This window comes from uncultured Bradyrhizobium sp. (assembly GCF_936928535.1).
Classification (GTDB): domain Bacteria; phylum Pseudomonadota; class Alphaproteobacteria; order Rhizobiales; family Xanthobacteraceae; genus Bradyrhizobium.
Window position 1 is genome coordinate 43,213 of record NZ_CAKZHY010000170.1, and the last position, 15,170, is coordinate 58,382.

Genomic DNA, 15,170 nt, shown 5'->3' on the forward strand with positions numbered 1-15,170 from the left:
TGGTCTGATCCGGTATAGCGTTCCTCTCAAGGGAGGTCATGCATGCTGGATCGCACGAAGGACATCGCCGTCTGCGCGCGGGACTGGCTCGACGAGTTCGAGCGCGCGCTTGGCCAGCCTGATCGCGCCGCGCTGGACCGCCTCTTCCTCGCTGACTGCTTTTGGCGCGATGTGCTAGCGCTGAGCTGGAACCTGCAAACGCTCGCGAGCCGCGATTCAGTCGTACAGGCACTGAGTGTGCTCGCGCCCAAGGCGGCGCCGGCGACCTTCGAGATCGCGCCGAACCGTGCAGCGCCACGCTGGGTGACACGCGCAGGCACCAACAATATCGAGGCCATCTTCAGATTCGAGACCGCGCTCGGCCGCGGCAGCGGCATCGTGCGCCTTGTTCCCGATCCTGCCGATGGCGATCGCCTGAAGGCGTGGACACTGCTGACCGCGCTCGAGGAGCTCAAAGGCTTCGAGGAGCAGCTCGGCATCTCACGACCGCGCGGGCAGACCTATTCGCGCGACTTCCGTGGTCCGAACTGGCTCGATCTGCGCAACGCCTCGCGCGACTATGCCGATCGCGACCCCGTCGTGCTGGTGGTTGGCGGGGGCCAGGCTGGGCTTGCGATCGCGGCGCGGCTGAAGCAGTTGCAGGTCGACACGCTGATCGTCGATCGCGGCGCGCGGATCGGCGACGTCTGGCGGAAGCGCTACCACGCGCTGACCCTGCACAATCAGGTGCAGGTCAATCACATGCCCTACATGCCGTTTCCCCCGAACTGGCCGACCTACATCCCCAAGGACAAGCTCGCCAACTGGTTCGAGGCTTACGTCGACGCGATGGAGCTGAATTTATGGACCGGCACCGAGTTCGGGGGCGGCGACTATGACGAGACCGGGGGACGCTGGACGGTGACGCTGCGCCGCGCCGACGGCAGCGAGCGCACCATGCATCCGCGCCACGTCATCATGGCGACCGGCGTGAGCGGCATCGCCAACATTCCCGAGATTCCGACGCTCGATCGTTTCAAGGGCACGCTGCTGCATTCCAGCCGTTACGAGGACGGCGAAACCTGGGCGGGCAAGCGCGCCATCGTCATCGGCACCGGCAACAGCGGCCACGACATCGCGCAGGATCTTTATTCCAGCGGCGCGGAGGTGACGCTGGTGCAGCGGTCGCCGACGCTGGTCACGAATATCGAGCCGTCGGCGCAGCTGGCGTATGCGACCTACAACGAGGGCACGCTCGAGGACAACGATCTGATCGCGGCGTCAATGCCGACGCCGCTGGCGAAAAAGACCCATGTGATGTTGACCGAGCAGTCGAAAGAGCTCGACAAGGAGCTGCTCGACGGCCTTCGCGGCGTCGGTTTCAAGCTCGATTTCGGCGAGGCCGGCACCGGCTGGCAATTCAAATACCTCACCCGCGGCGGCGGATATTATTTCAACGTCGGCTGCTCCAACCTGATCGTCGAAGGCGCGATCAAGCTGAAGCAGTTCGACGACATCGAGAGCTTCACGACCGATGGCGCGCGGATGAAGGACGGCACGACCGTCACGGCCGATCTGATCGTCCTCTCCACCGGCTACAAGCCGCAGGAATATCTGGTGCGAAAGCTGTTCGGCGATGTCATCGCCGACCGGGTCGGCCCGATCTGGGGCTTTGGCGATGGCTTTGAGCTCCGCAACATGTATGCGCGCACGAAGCAGCCCGGCCTGTGGTTCATCGCCGGCAGTCTCGCGCAGTGCCGGATCAACTCGAAATTCCTCGCGCTCCAGATCAAGGCGATCGAGACAGGGATGTTGGGGCGCAAGGCGGAATAACCAGAGGACAGAGCCAATGTCAGCCATTCTCGGCACAGGCGAGCATCGCTACCGCGTCGTCGAAAATTTCGCGAAACTTCCCGATGGCTGGCAGCTCAGCGACGTCGCCTCGGTCGCCGTCGACAGCAAGGACCGCGTCTATGTCTTCAACCGCGGCGAACATCCGATGGTGGTGCTTGATCGCGAGGGCAATTTCCTGCGCAGCTTTGGCGAAGGCCTGTTCTCGCGCGCGCATGGCCTGCATATCGATGCCGACGACAACCTCTACTGCACCGACGACGGCGACCATACCGTGCGCAAATGCACCACCGACGGCAAGGTGCTGCTGACAATCGGCATCCCCAAAAAACCGGCGCCCTTCATGAGTGGCGAGCCGTTCCATCGCTGCACCCACACTGCGCTGTCGCCGAAGGGCGAAATCTACGTCTCAGACGGCTATGGCAATGCACGCGTGCACAAATACACGCCCGACGGCAAGCTGATCAAAAGCTGGGGCGAGCCGGGCACCGATCCCGGCCAGTTCAATATCGTGCACAATATTGCGACCGATGCCGATGGCTGGGTCTATGTCGCCGACCGCGAGAACCACCGCATTCAGGTGTTCAACGGCGAGGGCAAATACGAGACGCAGTGGAACAATCTGCATCGACCCTGTGCGCTGTGCTGTTGCGGCGGAGCCAAGAGCCCGACCTTCGTGATCGGCGAGCTCGGCCCCGGCCTCGAGGTCAACCGCAATGTGCCCAATCTTGGCCCTCGGCTGTCGATCGTCGATGCCAAGGGAAAGCGCATCGCTCGGCTCGGCGGCGAGGAAGGCCCCGGCATTTCCAGCGGAAAGTTCTTGGCGCCGCATGGCCTCGCACTGGATTCCAGGGGCGACATCTATGTCGGCGAAGTCGGCGTCACCAATTGGAAGGCCAGTTTTGGAGAGCGGGAAATGCCGGCGGAAGTGCGCGCGACGCGGTGCTTGCAGAAGCTGGAGCTGGTGCTGGAGTAATCGCTGCGGCACAGCCCCGACAGAAGGGCTGTTCCGCGCCAGCCCCACGGGCCGCCGTCCCAAAATCACGGCGTTTCTGGGTGTTTGCCACCCTGCCGCCGCATTGCATGCACCTGAATAAGTCGCTCAACGGGCTTCACAATCCCGTCACGCTGCATGTAGTATGTCAATACATGCTGCTTCGCAGCGTATATTGGAGGCCGGGAGCGTTACTTGAACGCACATGTCTCGCAAGGCAGTTGGCCGGTGCTCGTCCTGAACGCGGACTTCCGGCCGCTGAGTTACTACCCACTGTCTCTGTGGTCGTGGCAGGACGCGATCAAGGCGGTGTTCCTCGACCGCGTCAATATCGTAGCGCATTACGACCAGGCGGTTCACAGTCCCACGCTGCAAATGCAGCTGCCGAGCGTGGTTTCGCTCAAGTCCTTCGTCAAGCCGACCACGCATCCTGCCTTTACCCGGTTCAACGTCTTCCTGCGCGATCGTTTCGCCTGCCAATATTGCGGCTCGCCCGACGACCTCACCTTCGATCACATCATCCCGCGCAGCAAAGGCGGCCAGACCACCTGGGAGAACGTGGTCGCGGCGTGCTCGCCCTGTAATTTGCGCAAGGGCAATCTGACGCCGGCGCAAGCAAAAATGTTTCCGCGCCAGAGCGCGTTCGCGCCGACCGTGCATCAGCTTCACCGCAACGGCCGCCTGTTCCCGCCGAACTATCTGCACGACAGCTGGCTGGACTACCTCTACTGGGATACGGAGCTGGATCCGTAGGAGGCGCGCGACCTCACACCGAGATCGCGTTCCTCGCCACCACGTCCCGATAGAACGTCGCGCTCAGCTTCGGTAGCCTCGCCTGCGTCTCGAAGTCGACGCGGTAGAGACCGAACCGCTTGCCGTAGCCGAAGATCCACTCGAAATTGTCCATCAGGCTCCAGAGGAAGTAGCCGCGGATCGGGACGTCCTCTGCGATGGCGCGCTGCATCTGGGTCAGATAGTTGCGCAGGAACATGATGCGGTCGAGGTCGTAGACCTGGCCATCGGCGGAAATCCTGTCCTCGGATGAGGTGCCGTTCTCACTGATGTAGATGTTCTCGATGTTCCATATCTTCGCGGCGAGGCGTGGGGCCCAATAGATCACTTCGGGGCCAACCCGCAGCCATTCCGAATTCATGTGGGGGAACGAGGTCGGGAACGGCAGCACGTGGAAGCCCGGCGCGCGATCGGAGGCGGTGACGTAGAACTGCGGCGCGTAGATGTTGAGCCCGACGAAATCATTCGGCGTGCCGATGATCTTCAGCTCCTCCGCAGTGAATTTTGGCGCGTCCGCGCCGGCATAGGCGAGGAAGCCGTCGGTATATCGGCCCTCCAGCACCACGCCGAGGAATCCGGCGTTGAGCTCTCGCGTTGCGATCTCGGCGGCGCGGATGTTTTCCGGCGTCGCTATCGCCGGCACGCAGGCGGCGATGTTCTCGGCCGCGCCGACACCGGTGCCGGCGCGGCCGGAGGCGCGGATCGCCTGCACGGCGAGCCCGTGCGCCAGCGCGACGTGATGGCGCGCCTGGTTCAGCTGCGCTGTCGGCAGCTTGAGGCCGGGTGCGTCGATGCCCCAGCCATAGCCGAAATTCACGAAGCGTCCGACCTCGTTCACGGTGAAGATGTTCTTCACACGATCGGTCAAGCGCTCCGCGACATAGGCGGCGTAATCGGCAAAGGCCTTTGACGTGTCGCTCGAGGACCAGCCACCGACGCGGTCCTGGAGCGCTTGCGGAAGGTCCCAGTGATACAGCGTCGCATAGGGCTGGATGCCATTTGCGAGCAGTTCGTCGACAAGGCGATTGTAGAAATCAAGACCCTTTGGATTGGGCTGGCCAGTCCCGTCCGGAAAAACACGCGGCCATGCAATCGAGAAGCGGTAGGCTTTGACGCCGAGCGCCCTGATCAGCGCGACGTCTTCCTTGTAACGGTGATAGTGCTCGTTGGCGCGGTCACCGGTGGATCCGTCCTCGATCTTGCCCGGCGTATGGCTGAAAGTGTCCCAGATCGACTTGCCGCGGCCGTCTTCATCGACCGCACCTTCGATCTGGTAGGACGAGGTCGCCGTGCCCCACAAAAACCCCTTCGGGAAAGACCCGCCGCGCTCGACCGATGCGGATGTTTGATTCCCCGCAGCCTTTTCCTGCTCCGCAGCTTTCGCGCCCGTCGCTGCGCCCAGCGCGGCCAGGCCCGCCAGTCTTGCAAAATCGCGCCGCGAGACATCGATCGGCATCGCTATCTCCGCGCCTGCTCCACATCGATCTGATAGGCGGAAATCCGGTCGATCTCGAACGCGACGCGTTGAGGCGATTCCGCATCGACCGGGCTGACCCCGGGAAAGAATTTCGATCCGATCGCCAGGTTGACGATCATGTACATGGGATCGTCGAAGCCGATCGGAACCTTGATGTCGGAAACCGGCCTGCGGTCGATGAAATAGACCAGGCGGTCCTGCTCCCACAGCACACCGTAATTGTGGAATGCGCGCGAAGCATCGCCGACCGCAAAATCGAAGCCGCAGGACTGGATCTTCTGGGTCGACTGAATCCGCCAATGCGTTGTCATGACGAGATCGCCGGGCCGCTCGCCGCGGCCTTCCAGCACATCGACCTCCGGCGGCCAGCCGCCGTCATCCGCTAGCATCCAGAACGCCGGCCACACCGCATGGCCGACCGGCACCTTGGCGCGGATCTCGAAATAGCCGAGCTTCTGTGCGAACGTGCCCTGCGTCGTCAGGATTCCCGAGATGTAATCGTTATTGAACAAAACCTGCTTCAACTCCGGTGGCGTGCGGCTGGCGACGATCGACAGCACACCATTCTCGACCTTGAACGGATCGAGCCCGAGCGGCACCCCCGCACGCCCGGCATAGCGCGGATCGACATAAATCTGCTGCTCGCCATTGGCGCTCGTCTTGCGCTTGAAGTCGGAGCCGTCGCCGCCCCAATAGCGCGCCTCCGGCCAGGCCGCGCCGCCAGCGTAATGCGGCACCCAGCGTCCGCGCGAGAGCGGATGCTCGTCGAAATCGTCGTTGAAGGTCCGACGCAGCGGCAGGAACGCGAGCGAAGAGGGATCGACTGTTTCCAGCTTACGGCACTCGATCGTGGAAGGATCGGTGGTGACTTGCAGCGACAGGCCGCTCGGCGCGTCATGAAGGGCGTCCTGCATGGCACTCGCTGCCGGCAAGGCCGACAAAACGATCGCAACCAGAGCGCCTATCGTCCCACGGTCGATCATCGCCCGCACATCGAACATATCAGGAGAAACTGCACAGACGTTAGCTCGCCCCTCACCGCACCGGCAAGCGCGCCCAACCGACGCGCGCGGGCGATTTCGAAAAGACATTCCCCCCTCACAAGAACCGACCGAAAATCGCGTCGCCACGGCACCAAGCCGGCAACCGACCAGCGCGGATCTGCGGAGTCTCCGCTCCGCCAGTAAGGCGCTACCAGCCGAAATCCTTCCCTATTCGTTACCGTCCCTTAAGCCTCCAATGGCAATTTGGCAGGAATCTGCGGACCCCACGCCGCCAATCCGACAGGTTCGAGGTCGCCGCCACCATGCTCGCCGAAACACTGGAACAGGTTCAGTTCTCGCCGTCGAAGCGGACGATCTATGTGCGCTTCGTGCTGGCAGCGCTGGCGGTGATCGTGGCGTTCAAGACGTTGTGGTTCGCGCGCTGGGGCGGCTGGGCGGCACGCGAACTCGCCGATTTCGACGCCTTCCACATCGTGGCGCAGCGCGTTTGGCGCGGCGACCTCGATCAAGTCTATCATTTCGAGGCGCTGCTGAAGATACAGCTGGAGGCCGCCGGCGGCGCGACCGGCTTCATGCCCTGGACCTATCCGCCGCAATACGCTCTCCTGCTCGCGCCGTTCGCGTTCCTTCCGGTCGGCGTCGGTTATCTCCTGTTCACGACCGCGACACTTGCGCTCTATCTTCTGACGCTGCGCGCGATCTCGGGCGCGAATTTTGCGCTCGCGCTGGTGATCATGTTTCCGGCGCTCGCGATTTCCATCGGCTGCGGGCAGAACGGCTTTCTCACCGGCGCGCTGATCGCGCTGGTCTGCCTCAACGTCGAACGGCGGCAATGGCTCGCCGGCCTCGCGCTCGGCGCCATGGTCATTAAGCCGCACCTTGCAATTGCAGTCGGCATCTATCTGCTGGCGACGCGGCGATGGCTCGCGCTCGCGACCGCAGCCGCCGTTGTGGCGGCGAGCTCGCTGATCTGCACATTCCTGTTCGGCTGGCAGATCTGGATCGGATGGCTAGGGGCAATCAGGGAATCGGCGAGCTTTCTCGAGCAGGGCTTCTATCCGATGTTTCGTATGATCTCGGCTTATGCCGCACTCTACAAGGCCGGCTTTCCGGCGAGCGCCGCCTTCTGGGGACAGGTTGTCGTCGGCGGCTTGGCCCTCCTCGCTGTCGTCGTCGGCGCGGGCCGCGGCCTATCGTCGAAATTCGCACTCGGCATCACCGTGATGGTGTCCGTGATGATCAGCCCCTATGCCTATGATTACGACCTGCCCATCCTCGGGATCGGCCTTGCGCTGGCGCTGCCCGATCTCGTCAGGATGGCGAGCCCGCGCGAGCGCGACGCGGCGTACGGGCTGATCCTGTTCGCAGGCGCCTATGGGTTGATGCAGTCGGGGCGGCTCGCCGTTCAATTCGGACAGAAGGCAGACCCCAACCAACATTTCGCACCGGCCCTCGGCGGCTTCGCGCTGATGGCATTGCTGATTCTGCTGTTGCGGCTGCTGTGGCACGGGACGCAGCCCGTGCCAGCCCTGCCGCGGGTCGCGCCCGTCACCAAATAGATTTTCGCGATCGGCGAAGCGGATCATCGCATTTGACGGAACCGGAAAGGTCGACACCCGTTCAATTGGGAGCGATGCGGCAAGCGCGCGCAGGCATACGCCCGCGCCTGCCACGGCGCAACCAAGGGAGGCACGCCATGGCCACAGCCGAGAAAGATCACGTCTACAAGATCCTGGAACTGGTCGGATCCTCGGAAACATCGATCGAGGACGCCATCAAGAGCGCGGTCAGCCGCGCCTCGAAAACCATCCGCGAGATGAAATGGTTCGAGGTGGTGCAGACTCGCGGCCATATCGAGAACGGTACGGTGCGCCATTACCAGGTGACGCTGCGCGTCGGGTTTACGCTGGAAGGGTGAGCCGGGCTTGCGCGCGGTAGTGGCCTTTTCGCCAGCAGTGAACGAGGTCAGGCGAGATCCACGCCGCGCCGCTCCGGGATCAGCACGAGCAACGCCACGATGTCGACGAGATAGAGCAGCGCAAGACCTGCGATCGCTGTTGGAAAGCCGTAGGCGGCACTGACGATGCCGACCACCAGCGGGCCGAAGCCGGCCACCGCGCGGCCGATGTTGAAGAACACGTTCTGCGCCGTGGCGCGCGCGGCGGTCGGATAAAGCTCGCTCATCAGCGCGCCGTAGCCGCCGAGCATGCCGTTGACGAAGAAGCCCATCACCGCTCCGCCGATCAGCAGCGCACCGGCGGTCGTGAGTTGCGAATAGACCACCACCATGATGGCTGCGCCGAGCATGTAGGTCAGGAACGCCGCACGGCGGCCGAAACGATCGGCTGCATGGCCGAACAGGAAGATACCAAGCGCCATGCCGGCGATGGTGACCGATGTCCAGAGCGCCGATTGCGTCAGGCCATAGCCGAACCGCGTCGAGAGATAATTCGGCAGCCAGATCATGATGCCGTAGTAGCCGAAATTCTGCACCGAGCAGAGAATGATCATGCCGATGCCGATCCGCCTCGTCTCCGGATCGGCCACGAGCGCGCGAAGTGACGAGCCGGCGTCTGCCGCCTTTGCCTGATGCGCGACGAAGACGTCAGGTTCGTGCAGCCTGCGGCGGATCGCGTAAGCGATCACGGCCGGAAACACGCCGAGCGCAAACATCCCGCGCCAGCCGATGATCGGCAACAGGACCGGTGTCACCAGGGCCGCCATGAGCACGCCGAACTGCCAGCCGAGCCCCACATAGGACGTGGCCCGCGCGCGCTTGCTCGCAGGCCAGGCCTCCGCCACCAGCGCCATGCCGATGCCGAACTCGCCGCCGAGACCGATCCCGGCAATGGCCCGGTAAGCCAGAAGGTCCCAATAGCCCTGCGCCAGCGCGCAGAGGCCGGTGAAGATCGCGAACAGGACGATGCTCCAGGTCAGAACCCTGACACGGCCAAGCCGGTCCGACAGCATGCCGAAGACAACGCCGCCGACCATCGCGCCGACCAGAGTGCCAGTCACCAGCGAGGCCGCCTGCGGCTGGGTGAGATGAAGGTCTTTCGAAATCGCCGCGAGCATAAAGCCGAGGATGAGGAGGTCGAACCCATCCATGGCGTAACCGAGCGCGGATCCCCACAGCGCCCGGCGCGCCTCTGCATCACGATCGGCCGCGGCCGTACCGATTGCGCCGAGAGTTACGTCCTGTACCTGGCTCATACGTCCCCCTACGCCAGCCGGTCCCTCGCGATCAAGGCCTGCGAGGACCTATGCACCGCACAACTCAGGCCAGGTGACACGCCACGAAATGCCCGCCCGCGCCTTCCTTCAGCTCCGGCGCGCTTTCCGCGCAGCGCGGCTGGGCAATCGGGCAGCGGGTGTGGAAGTGACAGCCTGACGGAGGCTTCATCGGGCTCGGCACGTCGCCCTTGAGACGGATGCGGTTGCGCTTGAGCTTGGGATCCGGCACTGGCACGGCGGAGAGCAGCGCCTTGGTATAGGGATGCTGCGGATTGCGATAGAGATCGCTCGCCTTCGCCAGTTCGACGATGCGTCCGAGATACATCACCGCGACGCGGTCGGAGATGTGCTCGACCACCGACAGGTCGTGCGCCACGAACAGGTAGGTGAGATTCAGCTCGGCCTGGAGATCTTCCAGCAGATTGATGACCTGCGCCTGGATCGAGACGTCGAGCGCGGACACCGGCTCGTCGCAGACGATCAGCTTCGGCTCGACCGCGAGAGCGCGCGCGATCACGATGCGCTGGCGCTGGCCGCCGGAGAATTCGTGGGGGTAGCGGCGCATGTGCTCGGCCTTGAGGCCGACCTTGACCAGCAGTGCCGCAACGCGCTCCTCGCGCTCCCTGGCGTTGGAGGCGAGGTTGTGGATGGTGAAGGCTTCGCCGAGGATCGAGCCGACCGTCATGCGCGGATTGAGCGAGGCGAACGGATCCTGGAACACGAGCTGCATGTTCCGCCGCATCGCACGCAGATCGTTGCCACCAAGCTGGCGCACGTCCTGGCCGTCGAACACCACCTCGCCATCGGTTGGCTCGATCAGGCGCAGCACGCAGCGCCCCGTCGTCGACTTGCCGCAGCCGGATTCGCCAACGAGACCGAGCGTCTCGCCGCGATTGACCGAGAACGACACGCCGTCGACCGCATAGACGGTGGCGAGCTGGCGCGACAGCAGGCCACCGAGCACGGGGAAATATTTCTTCAGGCCGCTGACGCGGAGCAAGGGCTCGCTCATGCCGCGCCTCCGACCTGCGGATCGCCGAGGTGACAGGCCATCCGATGGCCAGGCGCGATCTCGCGCAGCAGCGGCTCCTTCTCGGTGCAGACGTTCATGGCGAACTTGCAGCGCGGCGCGAAACGGCAGCCCACCGGCGGATCGATCAGGATCGGCACCGTGCCGCCGATCGCCTCGAGCCGGGTCTTGTGCTCGCTGTCGAGATCGATGCGCGGGATCGAGCGGATCAGGCCTTGCGTATAAGGATGGCGCGGATCGGCGAAAAGAGCGTCGACGCCGGCCTCCTCCACCACCTTGCCGGCATACATCACCACGACGCGCTGGGCCGTTTCGGCAACGACGCCCATGGCATGAGTGATGAGCATCACTGCCATGCCGAAGCGCTCTTTCATGTCCTGGAGCAAGTCGAGGATCTGCGCCTGGATGGTGACGTCCAGCGCGGTGGTCGGCTCGTCGGCGATGATCAGTTTGGGCTTGCAGGCCAGCGCCATCGCGATCATCACGCGCTGGCGCATACCGCCGGAGAACTGGTGCGGATAGTTGTGCACGCGGCCTTCGGCGTTGGGGATCTGCACCAGCTTCAGCATCTCGATGGTGCGCTCGAGCGCCTGCTTCCTGGTGACCTTCTCATGGCGACGCAGGCTCTCGGCGATCTGCTCACCGACAGTGAGCACCGGGTTGAGCGAAGTCATCGGCTCCTGGAAAATGAAACCGATCTCCTTGGCCCTGATGTCGTCGAGCTGGTTGCTCGTCAACGGCACCAGATCGCGGCCCTCAAAGATGATCTCCCCTGCCGCGATGCGGCCCGGCGGCATTGCGATCAGCTTCAGGATCGACATTGCAGTCACGGTCTTGCCGCAGCCTGACTCGCCGACGACGCAGAGCGTCTCTCCCTTGTTGATGGTAATGTCGACGCCATCGACGGCTTGGAGGATGCCATCATCCGTGGAGAAGTGGGTCTTGAGACCCTTGATCTCGAGCAGCGGCACCATCAGATCACCCGTCGCGCATCGAGCGCATCGCGCAGGCCGTCGCCGATGAAGTTGATGGCGACCACCGCGATGAAGATCGCGCCGCCCGGAAACAAAGCCCAGTGCGGGCCGATATCGAGGAAATCCTTGGCGTCGAACAGCAGCCGGCCCCAGGTCGGGGTATCAGGCGGGAAGCCGAGACCGAGGAAGGACAGCGTCGACTCCGCAATGATGGCGGCGGCGACGTCGATGGTGCCGGCGATGATCACCGGGCCGAGCGCATTGGGCAGAATGTGCTTCACCACCTGCCGCACCGGGCTGGCGCCGAGCGCACGCGCGGCCTCGACGAACTCCTTCTCGCGGATCGACAGGAACTGTGCGCGAACGAGACGCGCCACCGGCATCCAGCGCAGGCCGCCGATCACGAGCACGATCAGGATGAAGATGCCGCCCTCGGGGCCGAACATCGCTTTCAACCCGTCGCGAAACAGATAGATCAGCATCAGCAACAGCGGCAACTGCGGCAGTGACAGAAACAGGTCGGTCAGCCACATCAGACCGTGCCCAAGCGCGCCGCGCGACATGCCGGCGAGCGCGCCGACCAGCGTACCGATGCAGACCGAGACCAGCATCGCGGCGAGCCCGACGGCCAGCGAGATGCGGCCGCCGTAAATCATGCGCGCCAGGATGTCCTGGCCGAGATCATCGGTGCCGAAGGGATGGGCGAGTGACGGCCCCTGCAGGCCGGCGACGATATCGATGTCGTCGATCCTGACCCGCCAGACGAAGGGACCGGCCACCACCGCAAGGATCAGAATGAGGAGCAGAAACGCACTGACCACGGCAAGCCTGTGACGGCTGAAGCGCCGCCACGTCTCGCGCCAGGGCGAGTAAACGCGCCGCTCAGCGGAGCGAGATGCGAGGGTCAAGCCAGCCATAAAGGACGTCCGCGATGAGATTGAACAGCACCACAAGGCACGCGAAGACGAAAGTGACGGCCATCACCACCGGCGTGTCGTTGGAAAGGATGGAGGAGATCAACAGCGATCCGATGCCGGGAATGCGGAAGATCTGCTCGGTGACGATGGCGCCGCCGAACACCGCAGGCATCTGAAGCGCGATCAACGTGACCACCGGGATCATGGCGTTGCGCATCACGTGCTTGATGATGACCTTGGCCTGGCCGAGGCCCTTGGCGCGCGCCGTCGTGACATAGTCGAGCCTGATGACGTCGAGCATCGCCGAACGGACGAAGCGCGTCATCGATGCCGCCTGGAACAGGCCGAGCACGGCAACCGGCATGATCGCCTGCCGGATCATTTCCAGTACATAGTGGATGCCGGTGGCTTTGATGTCGGTGGTGTAGACGAACGGCAGCCAGTCCAGCGTGACCGAGAAGATGAGGATGAACAGGATGCCGGTGAAGAAGGTCGGCAGCGAGAAGCCGACGAAAGCGAGCGTGTTCGCGATCTGGTCGAACAGCGAATAGGGCTTCGTGGCGGCATAGACGCCGACGGGGATTGCGATGAGGAGCGCCAGTACCTGCGCCGAGCCGATCACATAGAGCGTGGCCGGCAGGCGCTGGAGGATCAGTGTGTCGACGTCCATCCTGCTGACGAAGGAGAAGCCCCAATCGCCATGCGCCATGGCAGAAAGCCAGTGCAGGTAGCGGAGATAGATCGGATCGTCGAGGCCGAACCTGGCCCGAAGTGCAGCCTGCACTTCGGGTGGCACGTTCGGATTGGTCGCCAACTCCGAAAACGGATCGCCGGGCGCGAGAGCCAGCACGAAGAACAGGACCGCCGAGATGCCGAGCAGGCTCGGAATAGCGATCAGGAGGCGACGCAGGACATACTGGCTCATGGGGAAGAATCCCGTCTATGCCCGCGCGATCAAGCCCCCCGATACCAGTCCTGGATGTTGTCGGTCCGGTTGGCCCAGCCCGAGATGACCGGCTGCAGCGTGGTGGCGCAGGCATCCACGGTAAGGCGGTGCATCACCGGGATGAACACGGTTTCCTGCCACAGCATGTCATTGCACTTGATGTAGAGCGCAGCGCGCTTGACCGGGTCGATCTCGGTCTCCGCAGCCTCGATCGCGGCGTCATAGTCCTTGTTGACCCAGCGCACGAAGTTCTGCCCCTGCCATTTGTTGTCTTTGCTGGCGATCTGGCTCGAGGTGTAGCGCTTCATGTGCAGCGCAGGATCCGGCTGCGTCATGGGGATCTGGAACTCCTCGATGTCGGTGTAGAACTTCGAATAGGTGTCGGGATTGGCGACGTCGGAGGAGAAGAACACCGAGGCGACGACCGATTTCAGCTCGACGTCGATGCCGGCCTTTTGGCAGGCCTGCTTGACGATTGCCTGAGTCTTCTGGCGCGGACCGTTGATCGAGGTCTGGTAGACGAACTTCAGCTTCTTGCCGTCCTTCTCGCGGATGCCGTCGGCACCGGCCTTCCATCCGGCCTTCTCGAGCAGCGCGATCGCCTTGTCGACGCTGAACTCCCATTTGGTGTTCTTGGACACGAAGTCGTCGGGACCATTGAGATAGTTCGCGGTGGTGCGACCGGCGCGGCCGTAAATAGCCTTCTTCACGGACTCACGGTCGACCAGCAACGCGAGCGCCTGACGCACCGCGGGATCCGACAGGGTCGGATGCTTGGTCTTCATCGAGGACCGTTCACCGTCAACCTCGGTGTTCGGATCGGTGAAGTTGATCGCAATGAACTCGATGTCGCCGCCCACGGCATAGGTGGTCTTGCCCTTGCCACCCTTCTCGAGACGCAGCAGTACTTCGTCCTCGACCTGCATGTTCCAAGCGAAATCGAATTCGCCGGTCTGGATCACCGCTCGCGCCGCGGAGACGGCATCGCCGCCCCCCCTTCATCTCGATGGTGTCGAAATGCGGTCGGTTGGGCATGTGGTAGTCGGGATTGAGCTCGCCGCGGATCAGGTCGCCCGGCTTGAACTCGACGAATTTGTAGGGGCCGGTGCCGACCGGGGCCAGATTGGCCGGCGCTTCGCGGGACTTCGATCCCTTGTAGTCCGCGAACAGATGCTTCGGCATGACGCATCCATATGCGCCGACGAACGCATTGGCCCAGAACGGTGTCGGATTCTTGAACAGAATACGGATGGTCAAGTCATCCACCTTTTCGACCGTCATGTCGGCATAGGTGCTGATGGAGACGGCCGCCGTGGCGGGGTCGCTGACATAGGCCCAGGTAAAGACGAAATCGTCGGCCGTCAGGGGCTTACCGTCGTGCCATTTGACACCGGGCTTGATCTTCCAGGTCACCGACTTGCCGTCAGCGGCAAGGCCGCCATTCTTGGTCGACGGGATCTCGGCGGCGAGAATTGGATTGAGGTGGCCCTCGACATCCCAGCTGGCGAGCGGCTCATAGAACAGACGCGAGCCGTCCTGATCCTTGGTGCCGGTGGCGAAATGCGGATTGAGCAGGGTCGGTCCCTGCCACCACAACAGCTTGAGCGGGCCGCCACCGCCGCGCTTGGTCGGCGGATACGGCGACGGGCTCTGGGCCATGGCGACGCCGCCGATGGCGAGGATCTGGTTGGCCAGGGGGGCGGTGAGACCGACAGCGGCCATGCGCTTGATGAAGGCGCGGCGATCCATCCGTCCGTCCTTCACCTTACCGATCATCGAACGCAGTTCTTTGTCCAGCATGGTTGTCCCCCGTCTGGTTCCCATATGAATGCGGGCGGCCGCGGAACGGCCGCCGGGTTTTGACTCGCGGTAGATGGCACACCGAATAGACCGCACGTCAACTGCGGCCGTGTGTGTGCAAACGATGTTTTGGCTGTCAGTTGGGCAAAACTTCATTCCGCAGCCCAACGGT

At 63.5% G+C, this 15,170-nt stretch carries 12 protein-coding genes and 1 pseudogene; 5 read left to right on the forward strand and 8 right to left on the reverse strand.

What is annotated here, in order from left to right; genetic code table 11:
* The first annotated feature begins 42 nt into the window (after positions 1-42).
* From Q0687_RS33200 to Q0687_RS33210, 3 genes are all read left to right on the forward strand, one after another.
* A complete protein-coding gene (locus Q0687_RS33200) occupies positions 43-1,812 on the forward strand; it encodes an NAD(P)/FAD-dependent oxidoreductase (protein ID WP_298886342.1) in 1,770 nt (589 codons plus the stop codon).
* 16 nt (positions 1,813-1,828) lie between these two features.
* Complete coding sequence (locus Q0687_RS33205; protein WP_298886345.1) at positions 1,829-2,806, forward strand: peptidyl-alpha-hydroxyglycine alpha-amidating lyase family protein; 978 nt, start codon at positions 1,829-1,831, stop codon at positions 2,804-2,806.
* Between the two features lie 213 nt (positions 2,807-3,019).
* Entirely contained in the window at positions 3,020-3,577 is a 558-nt protein-coding gene (locus tag Q0687_RS33210; protein WP_271599034.1) for an HNH endonuclease, read from the forward strand.
* A 13-nt stretch (positions 3,578-3,590) separates the two neighbouring features.
* On the opposite strand, the gene Q0687_RS33215 is transcribed toward Q0687_RS33210, so the two are convergent.
* Together Q0687_RS33215 and Q0687_RS33220 are read right to left on the reverse strand one after the other, a co-directional pair.
* Positions 3,591-5,072, reverse strand: a complete 1,482-nt coding sequence (locus Q0687_RS33215) for a GH1 family beta-glucosidase (protein WP_298886355.1) — start codon at positions 5,070-5,072, stop codon at positions 3,591-3,593.
* A gap of 2 nt (positions 5,073-5,074) precedes the next feature.
* Positions 5,075-6,076, reverse strand: a complete 1,002-nt coding sequence (locus tag Q0687_RS33220) for a glycoside hydrolase family 16 protein (RefSeq protein WP_298886582.1) — start codon at positions 6,074-6,076, stop codon at positions 5,075-5,077.
* Between the two features lie 323 nt (positions 6,077-6,399).
* Between Q0687_RS33220 and Q0687_RS33225 the strand changes: the two genes are divergently transcribed.
* Together Q0687_RS33225 and Q0687_RS33230 are read left to right on the forward strand one after the other, a co-directional pair.
* Complete coding sequence (locus Q0687_RS33225; protein WP_298886358.1) at positions 6,400-7,656, forward strand: glycosyltransferase family 87 protein; 1,257 nt, start codon at positions 6,400-6,402, stop codon at positions 7,654-7,656.
* A gap of 137 nt (positions 7,657-7,793) precedes the next feature.
* Positions 7,794-8,015 carry a dodecin gene (locus Q0687_RS33230; protein ID WP_298886361.1) on the forward strand — a complete coding sequence of 74 codons (222 nt, stop codon included), beginning with the start codon at positions 7,794-7,796 and terminating at the stop codon, positions 8,013-8,015.
* 47 nt (positions 8,016-8,062) lie between these two features.
* On the opposite strand, the gene Q0687_RS33235 is transcribed toward Q0687_RS33230, so the two are convergent.
* From Q0687_RS33235 to Q0687_RS33260, 6 genes and pseudogenes are all read right to left on the reverse strand, one after another.
* A complete protein-coding gene (locus Q0687_RS33235) occupies positions 8,063-9,310 on the reverse strand; it encodes an MFS transporter (RefSeq protein WP_298886364.1) in 1,248 nt (415 codons plus the stop codon).
* Between the two features lie 64 nt (positions 9,311-9,374).
* Positions 9,375-10,343 (reverse strand): dipeptide ABC transporter ATP-binding protein, encoded by a 969-nt coding sequence (locus tag Q0687_RS33240; protein ID WP_298886367.1) that lies wholly within the window; start codon positions 10,341-10,343, stop codon positions 9,375-9,377.
* Positions 10,340-11,335, reverse strand: coding sequence for an ABC transporter ATP-binding protein (locus Q0687_RS33245; RefSeq protein WP_298886370.1), 996 nt, complete (start codon positions 11,333-11,335; stop codon positions 10,340-10,342). Before Q0687_RS33245 ends, Q0687_RS33240 begins: the two co-directional genes overlap by 4 nt.
* On the reverse strand, positions 11,335-12,252 hold the full coding sequence (locus Q0687_RS33250) for an ABC transporter permease (RefSeq protein WP_298886373.1): 918 nt from the start codon (positions 12,250-12,252) through the stop codon (positions 11,335-11,337). Before Q0687_RS33250 ends, Q0687_RS33245 begins: the two co-directional genes overlap by 1 nt.
* Entirely contained in the window at positions 12,218-13,177 is a 960-nt protein-coding gene (locus tag Q0687_RS33255) for an ABC transporter permease (protein ID WP_298886376.1), read from the reverse strand. Before Q0687_RS33255 ends, Q0687_RS33250 begins: the two co-directional genes overlap by 35 nt.
* Before the next feature lie 29 nt (positions 13,178-13,206).
* A pseudogene (locus Q0687_RS33260) lies at positions 13,207-14,998 on the reverse strand (peptide ABC transporter substrate-binding protein).
* Positions 14,999-15,170: the final 172 nt, after the last annotated feature.